Below are 22,143 nucleotides of genomic sequence, written 5' to 3'. Positions count from 1 at the left end.
GGCACCATACTGACGTATATTTTTGATAATAAAACTGATGGTACCCGAGGCCGGACTTGAACCGGCACGCCCTATTTTAAAACGATGAGGGATTGTTATATCTTGTCATTCATTGAGCAAATTTCAGACACAAAAAAGCCCCGACTAATGTCGAGGCTTTTTTGCACCATACTTACGTATGTAATATGGTACCCGAGGCCAGACTTGAACTGGCACGCCTATTAAGCGAGGGATTTTAAATCCCTTGTGTCTACCGATTCCACCACTCGGGCAAACTTATTGTAACTTGTCGAAACAAGCTACGGAATCTGTTTTCAATTGCTGCAATTGCTTGCTGCCGCTGAACTTGGTGCATACTTTACTGGTTTTTCAGAATGGATCAATAAAAAAATGAAACTTATTGTTCAAGTGCTGACTTTGCAATCAATTCGTCTAAAAACATAGCTAAATTAGCCCTTTCAATTAAATATTTCACTTAAGCATGCAAAATATTCTGCACTGTCGATTTTATTACTGGTAATAAATCTTCAGCAAACCATGGATTTTTTGCTAACCAAATATTGTTGCGAGGACTTGGATGAGGCAATGCAATGATGCCCGAAGGTAAATTACGCCAATGTTTAACAGTTTCTGTCAGCGTTTGTTGCCTGTTTGGCAAGTGATAGTCTTGAGCATACTTGCCTATAAGCAAAGTTAACTTCACATCAGTTAAGTGGTTAAGTAAGGGTTGCCGCCACGTTTGGGCGCACATTTTCATTGGCGCTAAATCACCGTTTTTCCCCTTACCGGGATAACAAAAGCCCATGGGTAAAATCGCAATCTGTTTAGGGTCGTAAAGGGTGTCTTTGTCGATGCCTAACCAATCTCGTAACCTGTCACCACTTTTATCATCAAACGGGATGCCAGACTTATGCACCGCAAGGCCTGGAGCTTGCCCAGCAATAAGAATATGCGCTAGCGGATCAATTTGAATCACTGGGTTAACGCCATGGGGCAACGCATGCTGGCAAAGCTGGCATTGACGTACTTGTGCAACTAACGACGTTAATGACGCTGCAGGCATAACGCTCCCCTATCCTGTTTATAAATTTAACTATCTGGGCCTAAATATAAGCGACGATTGTTAATCCAATAACCGCTGTTGAATGGTGGCTAATTGCTGCTGGATATGAATAAACTGAGGTCGCATCGCTACGTCAGCCTGCAAACAACTAGACACTATTTGGCTTAATTGGCTAATGATCTGACTATCTGCAGTTGCTAACCTTAGCTGGTTATTATCATGGCCTGTAAATTCATTAAAATGCCCCAATACGTCATCTAGCATATTACCTAATGCTCTGACTTCAATGGCTTGCATATACGCTGCTTGCTCTACTGCAAGCGCTGACAAGTCCGTTGCTGCGCCAAAATCACCAAATAGCATATTGGCATCACTATCAATCATGGTGTTGTGAGCGTATATATCGCCATGACTGACTTTATGTTGATGTAAATGGGCTAGCGCAGCTGCCATACTGCGCATAACGGTGACGATTTGCCTTAGGGATATATCCATGTCATCACAAAAGGTATCGCGAGTACAGGTTTCCAGTGACGGCGGTAAACCCAAGTTGTAATAACGCTGAGGAATGAGCTCCATGACTAAACCAAGATTGTCAGCATCAGCAATAAAGCCAAGTACGCCAATTAAATTAGGATGAAAGCCTGCTTGCAAACAGCAATGTAATTCATCTTTTGGGTAACCATCTGATGTCACCGCACCTCTGAATATTTTCACCGCTACGTCCAGTGCTGTGCCAGAGTCCTGCTGCCATTGTGCTTGATAAATCACCCCTGAAGCGCCTTGGCCTAATTGCTCCCCTAATGATAACTGCGCCATTGGCGTTAACGCACAACCACTATTAACAGCAGCGTCATCACTATTGATAACAGGCGCTGTTATAGGATTGCCACTAAATGCCAACCAAGCTAAATTGGGCAGTTTGAATAACCAATCTGGAATAACAGTCAATTCATTGGCTGAAATACGTAATAGCTCTAGTGATGTACATTGACTCATTGATGGCGGCAAATTGTTGAGCTTATTGCCTGCCATGGCAAACTTCTGTAGTCGATGTAGCTTGCCAATGGATTGAGGTAATTGCTCAATGTTATTGTCAGTGAGAATTAACCAGCGGGTATCAACAGGAAAACAATCTTCGGCAACTGTAGTTATTTGATTGGCTTTAAAACCGATCATTTCAAGCTTTGGGCATTTAGCAATGACATCTGGGATGTCAGTAAAACAATTAAACGATAGGAATAAAATTTTAAGCTGTTGCAACTGCTCAAACTCATCAGGTAGCGATGATAAACGGTTGTTCGACAAATCAAGCACTTCAAGGGAATCTGCAAGCTTAATAATTTCCATGGGAAAGCTGGTTAACCCTTCAGCTATCTGTAATCGTTTTATCTTGTTTTGGTGTAATTCACCAGACTGTAATTGAGCCAAAGTATGCAATGGAAATATCCTAAAATAAGCAGTAAGTCGCAATGGCGCTCATGATAAGCCAAACAGATAAACAAGTTAAGGCAAACCTCAGTAAACTGATTTACTATAACGCACAATAAACCTGCAATTAATAAAGGCTCAAAGCTACTATGCCAGCACTTAACAGCATCACTTTTTTCAGCCGCTTTGAAACAGACATTCTGTCAGGCGCTAAAACTATTACCTTACGCGATGACAGTGAATCCCACTTTATTGCAGGTGAAACGTTAACCGTATCCACCTTTGAGGAAGATAAATGGTTTTGCGACATCAAGGTTATTTCCGTTAATACAGTGCCATTTACACAATTAACCGACTTGCATGCGCAGCAAGAAAATATGCCCTTGGCAGTATTAAAAGCCTTAATACAGGAAGTGTATCCGGGTATTGAACAGCTTTATGAAATCAAATTTAAGGTCGTAACCCCTTAAATAAGCACATAACAAAGGAATGTAACATTGCACTATCTAACACTAATATTTTTATGGCCTATTTATTTAGTACAGGCTATTTGGGTAAAAAAAACCACCATAAAATTACCAGAGCCAAGCGGCAAGCGCGTTAATGCCTCATGCCGTTCGCCACAATTGTCGCTACTGATCCTAGGTGACTCTGCTGCAGCGGGAGTTGGGGTAAGCCACCAGCAACAAGCACTGGCGGGAAACATGGTTAAGCGGCTCTCTAATGATTATCAGCTCAATTGGCAACTGGTGGCCCAAAGTGGCTATAGCACCCAAAACTGCCTCAATAAAGTCAAACTCATGACCCATCAAAATCAGCTAACAAAAGCAGATGTTATTGTGATCTCTCTGGGCGTAAATGATGTGCTGAGTCCAATATCGGCAAAAACATGGATATTACAATTAAGCGAGTTGTGCGCATTGATCACATCAAAGTTAGGAGGAACACAAATTATCATTACTAATGTGCCTCCAATGGATCGATTTCCAGCGTTACCACAGCCTTTTAGGTGGTTTTTAGGCGCAAGAAGCCGAGAGTTCAACTTAGCTCTTTCTAATTGGGTTCAAACAAGCTCACTGCCATGCGAACAACTTAATATGGAATTGACGTTAGCTGATGCGCCAATGGCCATTGATGGGTTTCATCCAAGTGAGGTTATTTATGCCCACTGGGGACAACAAGCATGCGACATGATTAAGGTGAAAGCGTAAGCCAGACTTCAACCACACCCCTTCAAAATAACTTTAAGAAATGAAATTGATATAGCCAAATTGCAAACACAAAAAAGCCCCAACTAATGTTGAGGCTTTTTCGCACCATACACCTTAATACTAAGTCGTATGTAAGCGCTTTATAGAAGAATAATGGTACCCGAGGCCAGACTTGAACTGGCACGCCCTATCTTAAAACGACGAGGGATTTTTTAGTAAAATCATTCATTCCAACAAATTTCAGATACAAAAAAGCCCCAACTTACGTTGAGGCTTTTTTGTACCATACACCTTAATACTAAGTCGTATGTAAGCGCTTTATAGAAGAATAATGGTACCCGAGGCCAGACTTGAACTGGCACGCCCTATCTTAAAACGACGAGGGATTTTATCTTTCGCCAACGCTCGAATTACAGGCACAAAAAAGCCCCAACTAATGTTGAGGCTTTTTCGCACCATACTCTTTAATACTAAGTCGTATGTAAGCGCTTTATGGAAGAATAATGGTACCCGAGGCCAGACTTGAACTGGCACGCCCTATCTTAAAACGACGAGGGATTTTTTAGTAAAATCATTCATTCCAACAAATTTCAGGTACAAAAAAGCCCCAACTTACGTTGAGGCTTTTTTGTACCATACACCTTAATACTAAGTCGTATGTAAATGATGGTACCCGAGGCCAGACTTGAACTGGCACGCCTATTAAGCGAGGGATTTTAAATCCCTTGTGTCTACCGATTCCACCACTCGGGCATAAGTGTTGTTTTAATTGTTAATATAACAACTAAACAAAATTTGTGGAGGCGCGACCCGGAGTCGAACCGAGGTCGACGGATTTGCAATCCGCAGCATAGCCATTCTGCCATCGCGCCGATATAAACATGATTTGGAGCGACATATCGGGTTCGAACCGATGACCTATACCTTGGCAAGGTATCGCTCTACCAACTGAGCTAATGTCGCGTAAATCATTTGTTTATCTTTTCAAATAAACCTGATGTCTTTTAGCTAAAACCTTTTGGTTATAAGCCGAAGCATCCTTGTCTACGGGGGTGCATTCTACCGATTTCAGTGTCGGTGTCAATTGCTGTTTTCAACAAAATTAACTGAGTGAACACTAAGTAAACGTATTGAAGTTTTATTGCGCTACTCAGCCGTTAAGTCTTTCCATGCTGCAGAAATATAGCTCATCATCGACCAGAAAGTCAGCACTGCAGCAATATAAAACAAGCCATAAGCCACATCGGTCAAAAATTCATTCGGCTGCCAGATCAAACCAACAATCGCCGCCATTTGCGCCGCCGTTTTGTATTTACCAATCCATGATACTGCGACAACACCGCGTTTACCGATTTCTGCCATCCATTCACGTAGCGCAGAAATCACAATTTCTCGGCCGATCATGAATAATGCCGCTAAGGTTAGATAAATATTATCATTTTGCTGCACTAGTAATACTAACGCCGTGGTCACCATTATTTTATCGGCAACCGGGTCAAGAAAAGCACCAAAGCGAGTCGACTGCTTTAATTTTCGCGCCGCATAACCGTCTAACGCATCAGTTACCGCAGCAAGCCAAAAGATAAATGCCGAAGCAAAAGGGGCCCACGAATAGGGAAGATAAAACACAACAACAAATACCGGCAATAAAACAAGCCGAAATAAAGTTAATGCTATAGGTAAATTAAAAGGCATGAACGAAACCAAATAGTCAGAAGCAGCGCCAATCTTGCCTTAATTTTATCCCCCTCGCAATGCATCATGGATTGTTTGTGCCATTTCTAGGCTAATTCCAGGAACTTTTGTTAATTCAGCGACACTTGCGCCATTCACTTCTTGAATACCGCCCAAATGTTGTAACAATAGTTTGCGCCGTTTAGGCCCCACACCAGCAATGGATTCTAGCGTCGATGTATTTCGGGTTTTCTGGCGCTTATTTCTATGGCCTGTAATTGCAAAGCGGTGGGACTCATCACGGATATGCAAAATTAAATGAAATGCTGGTGAATCACTGGGTAATTCAAAGGTATCTTCCGAGCCACCAAACACAAAGGTTTCAAGCCCTGCTTTACGACCTTCGCCTTTCGTTACCCCGATCAGTAAAGGCGCATTATCTAAATGCACACATTTTTCATCAACTATTTGCTGTGCAATACGTAACTGGCCTAAACCACCATCAATAAATACAATATCTGGCACCTTACCCTTGCTATCAATTTTATCAAATCGGCGACTTAAGGCTTGTTCCATGGCAGCATAGTCATCACCATCGGTAATGCCATTAATATTGTAGCGGCGATAATCGGACTTGTGAGGCCCCTCACGGTTAAACACCACACAAGAGGCAACGGTACTTTCGCCCATGGTATGGCTGATATCAAAACATTCCATCCGCTGGATTGGGTGACCTAGCTCTAATGCTTCTTCTAATAATTGAAAGCGCTGCTCAACGGTATTTTTGTGGGACAGGCGCGTATTAACCGCATTGGTGGCATTGGTTAGTGCTAGGCGTAAAAAGTTTGCTCGCTCACCTCTGACATGTGTTTTGATTTCAAACTTTCGTTCTAATGCCGCAGATATAGTTTGTTGTAATCTAGTTAGTTCTTCAAAGGAGTGACTTAATAATACTTCTTTAGGAATTGTGCGCTGGATGTCGGCATTTAAATAAAACTGCCCCATAAAAGAGACGAGTACTTCTTCAAGCTCAGTTTGTGCTGGCACGGTTGGATAATAGCTGCGACTGCCAAAGATTTTACCATCTCGTATAAATAATAAATGAAAACAAACGATACCTGATGCGTAATGTACCCCTATCACGTCCATATCGCCTTTGTGATTAGACACTTCTTGCTGCTCAGCCACTCGCCTTAGGGCGGTGATTTGATCGCGAAATTGCGCTGCATGTTCGTACTCTAGCTCATTGGCAGCCTTATCCATCTTCACCACTAGCTCACTGATCACTTGCTGATCTTTGCCTTTTAAAAACAGGCTGGCTAATTTCACTTGCTCGGAATATTCATCATCGCTTACGCGACCAACACAGGGTGCACTGCAGCGATCTAATTGATACTGCAAGCAAGGTCGAGAGCGCGACTTATAATAAAGATCATCACACTGACGAATAGGAAACAGCTTTTGCATCAGATGTAAGCTTTCTCTAACTGCACCGCCATTTGGATATGGGCCAAAATAATGGCCTTTTTCACGCTTAGGGCCACGGTGATAAGCAAGTCGTGGATGCTTATGGCCACTGAGCAAAATGTAAGGATAGGATTTGTCATCTCGCAGCAATACATTGTATTTGGGCATGTATTGCTTGATGTAATCATTTTCGAGCAATAACGCATCGGTTTCACTGTGGGTCAGTGTGACATCAATATTGGCAATACGCGCCACTAATGCTTGAGTTTTTACATGGGGAATATTGGCTCTGAAATAAGATGATAAGCGCTTTTTAAGATCTTTTGCTTTACCAACATAAATGACTTCGCCCTTGTCATCGTACATCCGATAAACACCTGGCGAAGAAGAAACATTCTTGAGAAATAACTTTGGATTAAAACGAGATGGCATCAACTATCCTAAAATAGGTGTGAAATACCAGTTTGATTCAACACCTATTAACTAAAAAGAACTGGCATCAAGCATTTTGTAGCGAATCGCCAAACGGGTCAACTCTACATCACCACCAATATTCAACTTGGCAAATAAACGATAGCGATAACTGTTAACGGTTTTCGGGCTTAAATTGAGCTTTTCAGAAATGTCGTTGACTTTTTCACCATTGGTGATCATCAACATAATTTGAAGCTCACGTTCTGACAGGCTGCTAAAAGGGTTTTCGTCTGTATGACTAAACTGACTCAAGGCCATTTGCTGGGCAATCTCTGGAGATAAATAACGTTGCCCCCGAGATACCTGCTGAATGGCTCTTAATACCTCAGGCTGTGTTGCCCCTTTGGTTAAATAACCAGAGGCGCCAGCTTGCATGACTTTGGTAGGAAAAGGGTCTTCAGTTTGTACGGTTAATACGATGATTTTAGCTTCAGGTTGATAACGTAAAATTTTACGGGTCGCTTCTAAACCGCCCATACCGGGCATGTTCATATCCATCAAAATAACATCAGCTTCATTTTGACGTGACCACTGCACGGCGGTTTCGCCATCCGGCGCTTCGCCAACCACTTTTATACCACGCTCATCTTCCAATAAACGTCGAATACCGGTTCTCACTAGCTCATGATCATCAACTAAATATACTGAAATCAACTTCAACCCACCTTAAGCGTATTCTTCCTGAATTTTTATCATATCCTTACCGTTGTAATTTAGCCTATTGAACGAGTATCGCAAAGCAATATTAACCACAATAATGGCATAATTGTTCACTCCTTATGCAACCACTAACAACTAGCCCCTGTTGGCGGTTAATTATTAGACTGTTGCGATATACAAATATAACAACCAACAAAAAACCGTAGCAGTTGCCTACTACGGCTTTTAATTTTTTGTGCTTCAAGTCATTAGAAAAAATTAGTCTTCACTATTTTCCATGAAATCATCAGAAAAATCGGTTTCCCAATACTTATAACCTTGTACGGTTGCCTGAGCTGCGGCGCCCATTAAGTTAACTTGATAGGTTTTTACACCTGTTACATCAACTGATTGGTTAGCTGAAGCTTGATCGCCACTGTCTTCATATTTAGCGCTCGCTTCTGCTTGAGCTTGGCCTTCATAGCCTGACTCTTTAAAACGTGTCATAGCATTATTATTCATAAATGCTTGCACGAATGCCATTTGCTTCCAGCCAATGCCAGCACCGACGCCTCCGGTTGCAAAACGGTAATAGGAGTTTTGGCCTTTAGAGGTGAGTACGCAAACACCGCCACCGGTTGATAATGCAAATAAGTAACTATTACTGCCAGTGCACACGACATATCCCACAGAGCTCGCTACCGCAGCTTTAGCTTCATTGTGCTCAGCATAAATTTCTTGCAATGCGGCTTGGGTTTCTTTGCGGGCATTGGCTTTTTTAGCCTCTGGTGTATCACCTGTAGCACAGCCGGTTAACAGTGCTGGAAGCATAACCGCAGCCAGCAGCATTTTTTTACTGAAAAGCGTATTAGACATTGATATTTCCTCTGTTGAACAAGTATTGCGATATGTATTTAGCCATAGCAATTATCGAGTGTATTTAATGACGGCATTTAACGGCACATCAAGAATATGAGCCGCTTATATTCGGATCATACTCGCTATTCATCGTTTAAAATCACAAATGGCTTATTTAGCCAATAACTGCTTGTGAATCCAACAATAACTGACGATAACAGCACCTAATTCCTAGCAAAATTTTGACAAACACTCCCAACACCTCAACTTTTATTACATGCTTTTAAACTGCTACTATGTATCGCTTTCATTAAATTTAGCCTTTATTTCAAGAATTTGATCTAATTTTTCAACAAAAAGTGGCACAAGCTGCGGATCAAAGTGTGTTCCAGCTTCTTTTTTAAGTAATTCAAGCGCCTTTTCAACGGGCCAGGCTTCCTTATAAGGACGCTTACTGGTGAGTGCATCAAACACATCTGCCACTGCCACAATACGGCCATAAAGCGGTATATCCTCTCCGCTTAAACCATTGGGGTAGCCACTGCCGTCCCACTTTTCGTGATGGGTTAAGGCTATAGTTTGCGCAACATCCATTAATTCAGAGTCTTGCTCGCCTAAAATTTCAGCGCCGATTTCACAGTGCTTTTTCATTTGTTCAAATTCGTCAAAATCTAATTTGTCGGTTTTTTTTAAGATGGCATCCGATATGCCGATTTTACCCACATCATGCATGGGAGCGGCGTGCATTAATAGCTCGGCATCGTCTTCGCTTAACCCTGCTGCAAGGGCCAATATATGGGTGTAATAACTCATACGGATAACATGCATGCCGGTTTCGTTATCTTTATATTCAGCAGCGCGCCCAAGGCGGCGGATCACGTTCAATTGATTTTGGGCAATTTCAGCTGTTTTTTGCCTTACCTGTAAGGCCAACAAGCGGCTTTGACTGGTTAAGGCTAACTGGGTTTGCACTCGCCTAAGCACTATGGGGGGATTAAAGGGTTTAGTGATGTAATCTGCTGCCCCTAACTCGAGCCCTTTTAATTCATCTGCCGCAGATATTTTTGCGGTAACAAATATAATCGGAATGTGCTGGGTGCGTTTATCTTGTTTCAATTGCCTGCAAACTTCAAAACCGTCAATACCGGGCATCATAATGTCGAGCAAAATGAGGTCTAATGTCATTGCCTTAGCAATTTTTAACGCGAGTTTGCCGTTCTTGGCAATTTTAATCTGATAGTCAGATTTTAATACACTGGCTAACACATCGATATTTTCAGCGGTATCATCGACCACTAAAATGGTTTGCCTTTCCATTTGAACTCCTATTAAACGCAAAAATTTTTAGTGAATAAGCCTCAATTACATGGCTGTTACTTTCTCAAGCATTTGGTTGGCAATTTCGAGACCACGATCCAACTCGTATTCCGACAATTGATAATCAAGCTGTTGATACTCATGTATTAATGGTTTTAAGTTTAAGCATTGTCCGTGGCTAATAAAATACTCTGTGGCTTCCATATCAAAATTCGATAGCATTGAAATGAGGACTTCTAAGGTTTCAATTGCTAATGACTTATTCAAAGTTTGATTTTCTAATGCAGTTTGGGCGAAATCAGCACCTATTGGTTGTAGCTTTGATAATTGCAATGGCTCTGATATTTGTAGTCGCTTAGGCAATAGCCGTTCAATGTCATGACATACTCCTTGTAACTCTATTGATAGTTTTGTAAAAACCCGCTCATAGTGTGCTTCAGATAGACTATCAAGCGTTTGTTCAAACTTTGCTGCCAATGTGGCAAGCATTTGTGCGCCAATGCTGCCAGCAACCCCTTTTAAGGTATGTACCAACCGCTGAGTCAGTTCGGTATCATTATCTATAACAGCTTGTTCAACATACTGCGGAAAAGCTTTTTGCCCTCGGATAAATCTTACTAATAATTTGTGATACAAGCTTATATCACCTTGAATTCGGCTCAAGCCTAGGGCTACGTCAATATGATCACAGGCAATTGAATTGAGGTTTAGGGCAAACTTAACGACATCGGCATCTGTCGTTTCTATTGCCGATTTCGCTGGCTTAGTAGTGTTAGTGGCAACCGTTGGGCTTATCCATTTGGCCATAGTGATAAACATCGACTCAACGTCAATAGGTTTAGAGATATGATCATTCATCCCAGCGGCTAACGCTTTTTCACGGTCACCAGCCATGGCATTCGCTGTCATGGCAATAATGGGCAAGTGTTGAAATTGTGGCTGCAGCCTGAGTAACGAGGTCGCAGTGTAGCCATCCATCACCGGCATCTGGCAGTCCATTAACACCCCATCAAAATCTTGCTGCGCTAAACACTCAATGGCTTGTTGACCATTCTCAGCCAAAACAGTATCAATTTGCTTATTAATTAATAACTCTTCAATTAACTCTTGGTTGAGATCATTATCTTCAACAACAAGCACCTTTGCTCCTACCAAAGAGGTGATCGCCTTATCGAATGGGCTTTGAACCTTAGTTCGAGGATCTGCTAAAGATTTCCCAGACACTAATGAAGATAGGCTTTGGGTTAATGTTGTTAACGTAATAGGTTTAGTTAAAATATGGTCGATGTGAACAGACATTAGACTCATGAGTAGCTCTTCTCTACCAAAAGCGGTAATCATGATGAGTTTAGGTTTAAGCTCGGGCGCAAGCTCGCCAATAAACTTAGCTACATCAACACCGTCAACCCCTGGCATTTGCCAATCGATTAAAGCAAAATCTGGCTTATTACCTGCCGCAATATATTGTATAGCCTCACGGCCACTGGCAACGGCTACTACTTGTAAACCTATTGAGCCCAATAGGTTATTCAGTATCGAGCGAGCGATATCATTATCATCAGCCAGCAACACTGATTGCCCATCAAAGCGACGTTTTTCCAAGGTATCGAGAGTCACTGACGTTGAACGACTTAACTCAAAAGGACAATACAAACTAAACGTACTTCCCTGCTCAAGCTCACTTGTTACCGTTATGCTGCCCTGCATTAATTCGGCTAAATTCTTACAAATGGCTAAACCTAAGCCTGTGCCGCCGTATTTTCGGGTAGTTGAAGCATCAGCTTGGGAAAAGGCTTTAAACAATCTTGATTGTTGTTCTTGACTCATTCCGATACCGGAATCTGTTACTGAAAAGCGAATGAAAGCCTGTTGGCTGGTTAACCTTTCGAGTTTGACTGCAATAATAATATTGCCACGTTCAGTAAACTTTACCGCGTTATTGGCGAGGTTAATGAGCACTTGCCCTAGGCGAAGTGGGTCTCCTAATAGGTTTTTAGGGATAGTATTATCAATATCAAATAGCAGCTCTAAACCTTTATCTGCGACCTTGATCCCAATGAGGTTATTAACATTGTTTAACACTGCTTCGATATCTAATTCGATATGTTCTAAAGCTAGCTTACCCGCTTCAATTTTAGAAAAATCGAGAATGTCATTAATAATCCCTAATAAGGATTGTGCCGAGCGATGGGTTTTTTCAATATAATTGCGTTGCTGAGGGGTCAGCTGGGTGTCTAATGCTAAATGGGACATGCCAATTATGGCATTCATCGGTGTACGAATTTCATGACTCATATTGGCTAAGAAATCACTTTTTGCTTGATTTGCACTATCAGCGGCTGAAATAGCGGCGGCAAGTTTAGTTTGTAATGCTCGCGCTTCATTAATGTTGATATGAACCCCACTGATCCGATCGGGAACCCCATGCTTATCAAAAGAGTAAGGTTGTCCAACGCTTAAAATCCAATCGTAACTGCCGTCTTTTCTGCGCATTCTCAGTTCATGGCGAAGAATTTTATTGTCACTTGCAGCCAATGCTTGTTGCGGATTGGAGATCAAGTTTTGCTCATCGGGGTGGACTAAATCAATAAAGGTTTGCGCGCCATTGATTAATGGCGACCACTTGTCATCCTCTTGACATAAATCAGTTGGTTCATAACCTAGCATCTTTGAATACATGCGGTTAACCACGACTTGTTGCTCATTAGGATAAAAGTCCCACATTCCCATTTGCGCACTTTCTGAGGCCACTTCTAACTTTTCTTCTGATGCGAGTAACCGATTGGCAGCAATTTTTTGTTCGGTAATATCAAACACAATGCCATCAAAAAAACCTGACATGTTATTGCCATTACCGTCAAACTGAGCATTCATTTGTAAATAGCGTAGCTCACCTGAGCGATTAATAATTCTAAACTCCGCGACAATTTTATCTTGCGCTTTGATGGTTTGTTCAACCATGACTTTTAAATGCTCTATATCATTTTCAAAAGCAATATCAGCAAGTCTTCTAACTGGATGTTCACCGATAAAGTCTGCCATTTTATAGCCAGTTATTGGTTCTATGTTGGGGCTAATGTACTGTAAATGGTAATGGTTTATGTCAAAATCAGTGACTTTATATCTAAATACTGCGCCTTGAATATTCTCAACCAATGTTTGATATTGATGTTGATTTTGTAGCATCTCAGCACGGACAGTTTCTTGCTCATTAATATCTAATAGAGATAAACGGATTTCACTAAATTCACCCGCAACATCGGTTTCAACACGGGTCGATAATGAAACAATTAAGGTATGACCTGAATGATTAACAAGCTCTACACGTGCATCAGACGTATCAATGCCTTGCAACGCTTGGCTAAAGATTTGTTCGCCTTTAGCGTGCTTAGTGGCGAGTACGTCATGCCAAGTTAACGACGAGAAGTCTTTGCGGTCATAACCAGTAATCTGTGCAAATTGTTTATTGTGTTTAGTGAAGCGGCCTTGAAGATCTAATGTGGCATAAGCTACAGCAGAGTTTTCATATAAATCCCATAAGCGCTCTTCACGCTCTTGTAAATCTTGGGTTCGTATTGAAATAGTTTTTTCTAACCTTTCATTATCAGCTTTAAAGCGCCGATGTACATGACGACTTAGCCACCAACCACCAAATGTCAGAAGCAAGCAAGAAATGGCAATAATACCAATCAGCATCACGACAATATTTCGAAAAAATAAATAGTTTCGACTGGCTTCTTCAAGGGTCATTTCCGTCACAATACCAAAACCGTAGCGCTCATCCCATTTCCAGACACCGATAACATATTGCCCCAAGTAATTACGATAAGGCTGATAACTATAACCATCGTGTTTAAGGCTAATTTCTTTTGCTGCTAGGGTTAACGCTCCCCTGCCCCGACGGCCGTTAGCAGGTTGCTTTTCTGATAATAATCTCTGCGGATTAGTCACAGTCAAATTAAGTACTGATACCTGACCTGCTTTTAATAAACCCAGTGACACCAAGTCATTTTCATAGCGACTGTGAGACAGCATTCTTCCTTGGGCATCGACAAAGTATGATTCACCAGTGTCACCCACCGCGCCACTTTGAGTCAGCTTGGCAAATTCAATGTAAGGGTCAATACGAAGTGACAAAATGCCACTGATACTGCCATCATCTTGAGTAATGGGGCTTAAGGCAAACATGGTGAGTGTTTCAGCTTGCTTCAACCCAAATGGGTTTGATAACGCCACTTCTGATGGCATAGGTGGAGTAATGACAATATTACCGGCCAAGACTTGATTAAATAGCATCGGATACTGTTGTTTAACGATATTGATTTGACCTAAATTGCTGTCACGACTTGAAGATATATTGACTCCATCAACTGAGATAACAAAAAATCCTAAGGTGCCAAAGGCCTGACTATAACGCCCGTAAGCTTCGCGAGACCAAAGCACATGTTGATTTCCGACAAGTGGCGCTTTTTTCGAGTCTAACTTAGCTAACATTGTAGTACGCTTAAGTAATAAAGGATTTGTAGCCACTGCACTCACTCGGTTTTGCCAGCCCAAAAACCAAGATGCCAAGGCTGCATCAGTGGTTTTAGACACCGACTCCAAGGCTAAGCCACTTTTTTGCAAGTCATGCTTATAAGCAACATTCAAACTAATTGCAGCGATAGATGAGATGAGCAGTAAGAAAGAAACAATGATGAGGCTAAAGTAAATCCTATTTTTATCGCCTTCAAAATAGCGGGCAATATCATGATTAACTTGCGCCTTTAGACGCCAAAAACACCAACCTAGTAATAGCAATAACCCAACAATGACGAGGCTTAATAATAGATTCATGTTTATTGTTCCCCATACTGTTGTGCGAGACGGTTGACCTTGAATATCACGTCGCAATGAGTGCTTTTTGAGTAATAGTTAGTTGCGTAATCTCTCAGCTTTATTGCAGTTATCGCTATAAATATTGCGTACAGTTGATGATAAGTCACTCCAGGTTATTTCGGTTCGTGGTTGGACATTTTGGCTCCAACTAAACTGGCAACAATGATCGCCATATAAAACTGACCTGTAATCGCTTCAGAAAAAGCGAAAAAACGCGCCATTGGCACTGCTGGTGATATTTCACCATAACCGACTGTAGTCAAAGTGATGTAACTGTAATAAATCACAGTCGTTAAATTATCGGTCCAATTTTGGGCTTCAATACCATTGAAAGCCACACCAAAAATCTCAATCAGCAATAGATAAATAAATGCCCAAATAAGCCCTAGTAACAGAAATATACAAATAGATCCGATAATTTGATTAGTGGAAATAACCCCGCTAAACAAGACCTGCTTAGCGGCGCGCCAGCTGGCCAAAATAAAAAAAGTTAAAATGGTAAATAGCGCGATAATATCAAGGTTCAACAATTCAAAAACTGAGCCGATACTGGCTACCACTAAGATAGTAAACATCACCCCGAAACTTGAGCGAAACCAGTGTTTATTCGCGCCTAATCCAATCACTGAAATAGACAAACTCATCACAGTTGTCGAAACAACAATGAGCTGGCCCTGTTCAAAAAACTGTTCCACCAAAGCTGAACTTAACAGCACTAACACCAACGACCCCAGTAGGTAGCTGAAGTTATCTTCTTCAGACATAGGTTTAACCATTGCAACAACTACCCTTGTGAGTTCTCTGAGTTCGGTAACACTTCATCACCATCAACTTCAGCCGTTTCAACCACTAGCCATGCTGAAAATAATTTATAACTTAAAGCTAAAATCACCGCGCCAACAAACAAGCCAACAATACCCGAGAGGATCATCCCACCGATAGCGCCTAACAAAATCACCAACATAGGTATATCAACGCCACGGCCCATCAACATCGGTTTTAAAAATGCATCACTGGCACTCACTAAAATGCTCCAAATCATAAAAATAATCGCGGTGGTTGATGATTCAACAGAAAATACATACGCAATAATAGGACCTAAAACCAAAATCGGTGGCAATTGAATAATCGCGAGTATTAGCACCAGTAACATCCAAATCCCGGTTCCTGGCACCCCGACTAAAGCAAGCCCAACACCTGCTAATATTGATTGAATAAAGGCTACCCCAATCACCCCCTGAACCACACTTCTGACGGTTGCAACGGCCAATTCAGAAAACTCTTCACCATGTTTGCCAGCTAGCCTGACTGAGACTTTATGGAACATTTGGCTTGAGCCAGATGCTTTACCCATAAACACCCCTGCGATAATGATTGAAATTAAAAATTGCAAAATTGTCATACCAAAACTACCAAAAGCACTGGCAGCCTTAGTCGAAAAGCTTTTTATTTCATCGGCATAGGTTTTTACCACATGCTCGAGATCTGCAGAGACGTCTGACCAAAATTCATATAGTTTCTCACCAACAATCGGGAGTTCAGCTACAGAGCTTTTCGGCGCGGGGATAACTAAAGTGCCGTCATGTATTTCTGCGACAAAGTCCTGCGTGCTTGAAACTATCGCACCTGAAAATAAGTAGGTAGGTACCAATAATATGGCTAAGGCCAGCAAGGTAATTAACAGGCTAGATTTACTCACCGACAATCGCAACTTGCTACTGATAAATAACACCACTGGATACAGTGCAATGGCGATAATACCGCCCCATAAAATGGGCATAATGAAAGGCTGAATAATCTTGAAACACCATATGACCATGATAAAAATCAGGGCTATTTTAATCGCGGCATCCACTGCCGCATGAGTAAACTCTTTCGAGCTTGATATTGGTTTATCACTCATAACTTATCTATCCCTAATTAAATGCTGTTGCGTTTTAAAATTAAACCTTAGTTAATGTATTAACACCTTTATGAACATCAAACTTATTGCAGTGAAAAGCCATCACAACAATAGGTTATTTTTCAATAAACCTAGTATTGATAAACGAGAAAATTTGATTTCCGCCATTAAATCAACACTTAGCGTTCAATAAAATATAGCCTAGCGGCTACAATAAAACCGCCTAATCATGATTAGTTTGTAAGAACTTCCAATTTCTGGTTTCTAAAAAAAATGAAGCCACAACCATATAAACACCGACAATAAATAACTGCGCAATACGAATATAGAAGTTGGTTGCGACATCGGCATCTGTTGACGAAGCCGTCGAGCCGACAACCACTAGCAAGGCTGAAAATATCCCCGCAAAAATAGGCGCTTTAGCAGGATCATCATAAATTTTTTGTGCAAAAAATAACGCAGCTATCATAGTGAGCCCGATATAAAACGCTAACTCAGGCACGACAACTAACATGTTATAAAAAATAATCGCCAGCACACCACCTATGCCATTAGTGAGTAATAAAAACAAACTCACTTTAACGCTCTTAGTGCCGGCCGTTTGCAAAGATAAAATTGCAATAAATATCATGGTCAGTAATGCGCCGGTCACCTCAAATAAAAAGAAAAAGGTGATCACCGGAAATGAAATAATTAATGCCCTAACTGACTCGTAAAGCCGCTCGTCATTAGATAATTCTGACTCAGAATGAGTTTCTTTTTCTGGTGCTAAATCAGGCAACAAAATATGCAATAAAGTAAAAATGATGACCGCCACCACGCCTGAAAAGCTTAAGCCGACACCAAAAAAAATCGCCGCACCTGGATGTAAAATCCCTAAATAGGGTAATACTAATGTCGAGACAATTAATATAGTGGCGAAAAAATTCCACTTGGGATCAGAAAACAGGTAATAGGCCCATAGCATCATTAATGCGAGTAATGGCAACAGTACAAATGGATATTGAACCGGCCCAAAACTCACCATCCAAGCAATGGCAATAGTGACCACCATTGAAATAAGCAATTCGTAAATGGTTTGCACTGTCGGCACCACTCTATCAACTAAAAACTTAGCGACAAACACCGGTAGTATAAAAGCTAATTGCCAATCAAACACCGCAGCTATGGCCACTGCAATGCCTATCCCCAAAGTGAAGCGTAATACTCGACGGGTAAATATCGCCTCAGCAAATTGAGCATTAATGGCTTTAAAGGCTAGCTCGCTATCTGACATAGGAGAACCAGCTAACGACTCGGATCCAAAACTTACCAAATAAGTTCATCAGTGAACTTTCTTCGGTATACACCATGACATCCGCTTGACCGCCGACACGTCGCAACCCTTTAGCCTCTTCGTCATCAAAATGAATGGTTACAGGAAATCGTTGAGACTGCCTTAACCAACCTGTTTGGCCTGTTGTTTGAGCCAGCTTTCCCGTTTGTTCACTTTGTCCCCAATCAACACCATAATCGATATAGGCTACTTTCCCAGTAAAAACCTCACCCGGAGCATAATCCAGTGCAAACTCGACTTTATCGCCCGCTTGCATATTGCCTAAGCTATTTTCTCTAAAGTTCGCTTCAATCCACACATCTTCAGATGAAATAAAGGTCATTACCGGTTGACCAGCGTTAGCATAAAAACCTTCTTTTAAACGAAAGTTTGATGCCACGCCATCGGTGGGCGCTTTAATTTCGGTGCGTGCCAGGTTAAGTTCAGCTTGCTCTAAGGCCAATAACGCTGATTTTACCGCGGTATTGTTTTCACCTTCTGAGCCCAACCTTTCTTCTGCTTTGGCTAAATCTGCTTTAGCACTAGCGACACCCGCTTCTGCGCTAGCAAGTTCCGCTCTAGCATTGTCGGCATCGGCTTGTGACATCACCTGCTGCTCAACCATGGTAAAAATACGCTTAGATTGTACTTTTGCATTAGTAAAGTTTGCCTCCGCATTAACAACCTTTGCTTTTGCAGCGGTGACATTAGCGGTTAAAGCTCCCATATTTTGCCCAGCCTGCGTCACATTTTGCTCAGCGGTAAATAATGCAATCTCATAATCTCTTGGGTTAATTCTCGCAAGCACCTGCCCTTTACGGATCAAGGTATTTGGCGTGGTTAAAATTTCAATTACCTCCCCTGAGACTTGCGGGGTAATGGGGACCACAAAACCGCGAACTCGACCTAAATCAGTTGAAGGAATATAACGATCAGCAATAAGATGAAACACAAACAAAAAAGCGACCACTATCAGTATGATATTGGTCGCTTTTCTTATTTTCTGATTTTTGGACTTATCCGCTGCGCCATTAGCAACATGAATGTCATCTGTAGGCGTTGATAAAACGGCTTGCTCCGGTGTATTTGCCGGTAATTCAGTGGATGAAATATCGTTATGCTTATCTGCCATACCCTTCCCTTGCATTGAAATCAATTGCATTACTTTTTAAATTAACGGCTTGCATGAGCCAATAATGTTAATAAATAGTAGAGTTGTTACATTAACGTCAGTATAGGATTATTTTTGCTCAAAACTCAACACTCTAGCTCAATGAACAAGCAAGAAAGCTGTGTTTAAGCCCTTTACTTAAGTTATTGATTTAACATTTTGATTTTAACTAATGATTTGAACGGCCGTTTGAGAAGGCCCTTGCTGGGGAATTGCATTAAATTGCGATGTATATTGTTACTATTACTACTTAAGAATCTATTTTAAATTAAGTGTATTCTTTAAAAGCTGCTTGGTTTTAATTGCCTAATATTAAAAAAGCAAAGCAAGTATAAAGATCAACTCAAAAGCATTCCTACAGAATGAAAAATCCTAATTAGACAAATCAAGACCTTAATTTCACCACTAAAAATCTAACATCTGCAGCTGGTAATAATCTGCCCATTTTTCACGCCAGATAAAGGTTTAGAGCTTATAGATTAAGCCCTAGCCAGATTTTTAACTTTTTTGTATATCGCTCTTAATGGCTTAATTTTTGAAAATTGCATTCTAATCGTCTCAGCAAGGTATTTTTTATTTTTAAACCGCTTAAGACCATTAGGCGCAATCATTTGGTTTGTATCAACACAATAAACAAACTTGTTAGACCGATTAGCAATTTCAATTGCTTGCTGATAATCACTTTCGATAAATAACACATTTGGGCTACGCTTAAAGTAGTCTGCCTTATGGGAAAAATAATCTACTTGGGCCCGTCTTGTGGCTTTTGAAGGCAAATCTAACATTTCTAGTTTGTTATAATTAACGCCATGTTTTGCCAGCCATTGCTCAGTATGTGGTCGAAATTTTTCTAACCTATTAGTTATCAGCACATCAACTTTCATGGTTGGGATAAATCGAGGAGTCGCATCAGCGAGAAACTGAATATATTTCTCCCCATCATCATTTTGTTCCTCAGTTGGATCCTGGCACAGGACACCATCAATATCGACACAAGCCTCAGTCACGATAGGATGATGAAATAAGTTCCATTCAAAAACCCGTGGAAAGTCCACATGCTCAAAAAAGATATCAACTTTGTCACTGACAAGCGCAGTGGTGTAAATCGCAGCTGTGGTCACCTTGCCTTGGAAGCTGCTAGGTATTTTGGCTAGCGCATCTATCATCGAACCACCAGTTAGAATGCTGTCATCGACAATTAAAATGTTGCTTGCTTCATGGGGGAAGTTTAAGGCTTTTTTGGCATCACGAGTAATGCCTTTACCTAACTTATCATTGCGAATAAAAGCAGGTAAATCGATACAGTTAGCATTGAGCAATAACGCCACCATATATGCAGGTACCATTCCACTTCTTGGAATACCTACAATTAAATCAAAGTCTTGTTGATTGATTTTGTGAATATTATTTTTAATATCATCACTCAAATCACAAAAGGACTTATAATTCATAGCAAACTCCAATGTTCATAGATTACAGCCTGATGCTTCAAAGCAGACGCTGTTAAGCTTAAATTCTACTAAATACTCATAGAGTATTGGTCCGTAGCCGCAACTACTATGCCGCCCAATACATACCGAATCATTAACCTATGTTGTTTGAGTAACGTTCAGATTCGATCCCTCAAGACTCTACTCTAACTAATGCAATTTATTGAATTTAGCCATAACAGCATGCTTTATCAATTGTAGCTTGGTCTAATAAAATACAAATAACCCTTTAACAGCCTAAATTAAAAATACGCCATAAAAATGACAGTTTTAAGTCTAAATCAGATTAGTAAATTATCAAATCTACAAATATCAACAAACAGGATAAACATCAACCTTGACTGTAGCACTACACAGTTTCAGCCAATGAACAATTAAGCGGGTAAAAAAAATGCCACAGATAAAAACAGATATTGTCTCATATAATCAATAAGTAAGTGACTCATTCAAAAATAGACACACTATATATATATTTTATTAAAGCAAAATAACGACTCAAGATGATAATTATTTCAACCATAAGTCGTAGCTAAGAGTTGAGTTCAATTCACTTCAATATGAGTAAATCGCGACAAGCTTCGAAATTACCAATTAAAGCTGATCTTAATCATAAAATTAATTAATTTCAGTTTTAAAATCTAACCTCTAGAACTTCTTATTTTTTATTGTCTATCTTGAGTTTTATTACCCTGTGGAACTTCAAATTGACTATCATGATTTTGTTTTTCAGAAACTGAAATTACTTCATATATATAACGTGCTAATGCCTCTTTTTCCACTCAATTACTATGTCATCGACCATACGAATTAAAACTGAAATACGGCCGCTAAGTATTCTTTATTACTTTTATAGCTTCTGCCCTGTGTAAGCAGTTCATCACGGTACTTCATCGCATCGGCCGAGGTAATATCGTTAGTGCAAATAGCTTGAGTGCTTTTTGGTGACCGGTTACCGATTGTTGGCAGTAATTTAATGAAGTGAAAGGTTCGCTGTTCAAGTTGTTTAATAGAGAGTGGTCTAATGCCTGACTTCTCTTTTGAAGTAACAAAACCTGCTAGAGCATCATGTAACGTCACCACGGGCATTGCTTGGGCTACAGCCGTGCTTTCACGGTGTTGTGACAGCTTAGTGTCTCTGATGGGGATGCTATAACTTGCTGGCTTTGTACTGATGGTTGACTTGTTTTTCTCAAATTCACTGCGAAGACTGTTAATCACTTCATCAACATAACGAATAAAGTCATTAATACAG

The 22,143-nt window shown here is 40.7% G+C and carries 17 protein-coding genes and 4 tRNA genes; 2 read left to right on the top strand and 19 right to left on the bottom strand.

Features of this window, described 5'->3' with window-relative positions:
* Positions 1 to 186: 186 nt before the first annotated feature.
* The 3 genes from AB4140_RS00105 to AB4140_RS00095 all read right to left on the bottom strand — a co-directional run bounded on the left by AB4140_RS00105 (position 187) and on the right by AB4140_RS00095 (position 2,503).
* A tRNA-Leu gene (locus AB4140_RS00105) sits at positions 187 to 272 on the bottom strand.
* A 203-nt stretch (positions 273 to 475) separates the two neighbouring features.
* The gene (locus AB4140_RS00100; protein WP_371999281.1) at positions 476 to 1,063 is read right to left on the bottom strand and encodes a uracil-DNA glycosylase family protein; all 588 of its coding nucleotides are present in this window, start codon (positions 1,061 to 1,063) and stop codon (positions 476 to 478) included.
* A gap of 60 nt (positions 1,064 to 1,123) precedes the next feature.
* Positions 1,124 to 2,503 carry a leucine-rich repeat-containing protein kinase family protein gene (locus AB4140_RS00095; protein WP_371999279.1) on the bottom strand — a complete coding sequence of 460 codons (1,380 nt, stop codon included), beginning with the start codon at positions 2,501 to 2,503 and terminating at the stop codon, positions 1,124 to 1,126.
* Positions 2,504 to 2,643: 140 nt separating this feature from the next.
* Between AB4140_RS00095 and yqfB the strand changes: the two genes are divergently transcribed.
* The gene (yqfB, locus tag AB4140_RS00090) at positions 2,644 to 2,964 is read left to right on the top strand and encodes a N(4)-acetylcytidine aminohydrolase (RefSeq protein WP_102440275.1); all 321 of its coding nucleotides are present in this window, start codon (positions 2,644 to 2,646) and stop codon (positions 2,962 to 2,964) included.
* Positions 2,965 to 2,991: 27 nt separating this feature from the next.
* Positions 2,992 to 3,705, top strand: coding sequence for an SGNH/GDSL hydrolase family protein (locus AB4140_RS00085; RefSeq protein ID WP_303411316.1), 714 nt, complete (start codon positions 2,992 to 2,994; stop codon positions 3,703 to 3,705).
* Between the two features lie 318 nt (positions 3,706 to 4,023).
* Here AB4140_RS00085 and AB4140_RS00080 read toward each other — a convergent pair whose 3' ends face one another.
* From AB4140_RS00080 to AB4140_RS00005, 16 genes are all read right to left on the bottom strand, one after another.
* Positions 4,024 to 4,239 (bottom strand): hypothetical protein, encoded by a 216-nt coding sequence (locus tag AB4140_RS00080; RefSeq protein WP_371999277.1) that lies wholly within the window; start codon positions 4,237 to 4,239, stop codon positions 4,024 to 4,026.
* 133 nt (positions 4,240 to 4,372) lie between these two features.
* Positions 4,373 to 4,458 (bottom strand) — tRNA-Leu (locus tag AB4140_RS00075).
* Positions 4,459 to 4,503: 45 nt separating this feature from the next.
* Positions 4,504 to 4,577, bottom strand: a tRNA-Cys gene (locus AB4140_RS00070).
* 15 nt (positions 4,578 to 4,592) lie between these two features.
* Positions 4,593 to 4,668: transfer RNA gene (locus AB4140_RS00065), tRNA-Gly, on the bottom strand.
* 183 nt (positions 4,669 to 4,851) lie between these two features.
* Positions 4,852 to 5,400 (bottom strand): CDP-diacylglycerol--glycerol-3-phosphate 3-phosphatidyltransferase, encoded by a 549-nt coding sequence (gene pgsA, locus AB4140_RS00060; RefSeq protein WP_076539933.1) that lies wholly within the window; start codon positions 5,398 to 5,400, stop codon positions 4,852 to 4,854.
* 45 nt (positions 5,401 to 5,445) lie between these two features.
* A complete protein-coding gene (uvrC, locus tag AB4140_RS00055) occupies positions 5,446 to 7,278 on the bottom strand; it encodes an excinuclease ABC subunit UvrC (protein WP_371999275.1) in 1,833 nt (610 codons plus the stop codon).
* Positions 7,279 to 7,329: 51 nt separating this feature from the next.
* Positions 7,330 to 7,974, bottom strand: coding sequence for a UvrY/SirA/GacA family response regulator transcription factor (gene uvrY / locus AB4140_RS00050; protein WP_076539929.1), 645 nt, complete (start codon positions 7,972 to 7,974; stop codon positions 7,330 to 7,332).
* A gap of 264 nt (positions 7,975 to 8,238) precedes the next feature.
* Entirely contained in the window at positions 8,239 to 8,835 is a 597-nt protein-coding gene (locus AB4140_RS00045) for a hypothetical protein (RefSeq protein ID WP_102440279.1), read from the bottom strand.
* A 276-nt stretch (positions 8,836 to 9,111) separates the two neighbouring features.
* The gene (locus tag AB4140_RS00040) at positions 9,112 to 10,134 is read right to left on the bottom strand and encodes a two-component system response regulator (protein WP_303462239.1); all 1,023 of its coding nucleotides are present in this window, start codon (positions 10,132 to 10,134) and stop codon (positions 9,112 to 9,114) included.
* Positions 10,135 to 10,179: 45 nt separating this feature from the next.
* Positions 10,180 to 14,970 (bottom strand): response regulator, encoded by a 4,791-nt coding sequence (locus tag AB4140_RS00035; RefSeq protein ID WP_371999272.1) that lies wholly within the window; start codon positions 14,968 to 14,970, stop codon positions 10,180 to 10,182.
* A gap of 155 nt (positions 14,971 to 15,125) precedes the next feature.
* Positions 15,126 to 15,776 (bottom strand): ion channel, encoded by a 651-nt coding sequence (locus AB4140_RS00030; RefSeq protein WP_371999270.1) that lies wholly within the window; start codon positions 15,774 to 15,776, stop codon positions 15,126 to 15,128.
* 20 nt (positions 15,777 to 15,796) lie between these two features.
* Complete coding sequence (locus AB4140_RS00025) at positions 15,797 to 16,915, bottom strand: AI-2E family transporter (protein WP_102440283.1); 1,119 nt, start codon at positions 16,913 to 16,915, stop codon at positions 15,797 to 15,799.
* A gap of 223 nt (positions 16,916 to 17,138) precedes the next feature.
* Positions 17,139 to 18,191, bottom strand: coding sequence for a DUF2955 domain-containing protein (locus tag AB4140_RS00020; protein ID WP_102440284.1), 1,053 nt, complete (start codon positions 18,189 to 18,191; stop codon positions 17,139 to 17,141).
* Positions 18,181 to 19,362 (bottom strand): HlyD family secretion protein, encoded by a 1,182-nt coding sequence (locus AB4140_RS00015; RefSeq protein WP_371999268.1) that lies wholly within the window; start codon positions 19,360 to 19,362, stop codon positions 18,181 to 18,183. Before AB4140_RS00015 ends, AB4140_RS00020 begins: the two co-directional genes overlap by 11 nt.
* Before the next feature lie 518 nt (positions 19,363 to 19,880).
* Complete coding sequence (locus AB4140_RS00010; RefSeq protein ID WP_371999266.1) at positions 19,881 to 20,852, bottom strand: phosphoribosyltransferase family protein; 972 nt, start codon at positions 20,850 to 20,852, stop codon at positions 19,881 to 19,883.
* A gap of 846 nt (positions 20,853 to 21,698) precedes the next feature.
* Positions 21,699 to 22,143 (bottom strand): hypothetical protein (locus tag AB4140_RS00005; RefSeq protein WP_371999264.1); only part of this gene is annotated, 445 nt, incomplete at its 5' end.

The organism is Shewanella sp. 10N.286.51.B2, assembly GCF_041469265.1.
In the GTDB taxonomy this organism is placed as follows: Bacteria; Pseudomonadota; Gammaproteobacteria; order Enterobacterales; family Shewanellaceae; genus Shewanella.
The sequence above is the reverse complement of the archived record's forward strand: the minus strand, read 5'-3'. Positions and strand labels throughout refer to the sequence as shown.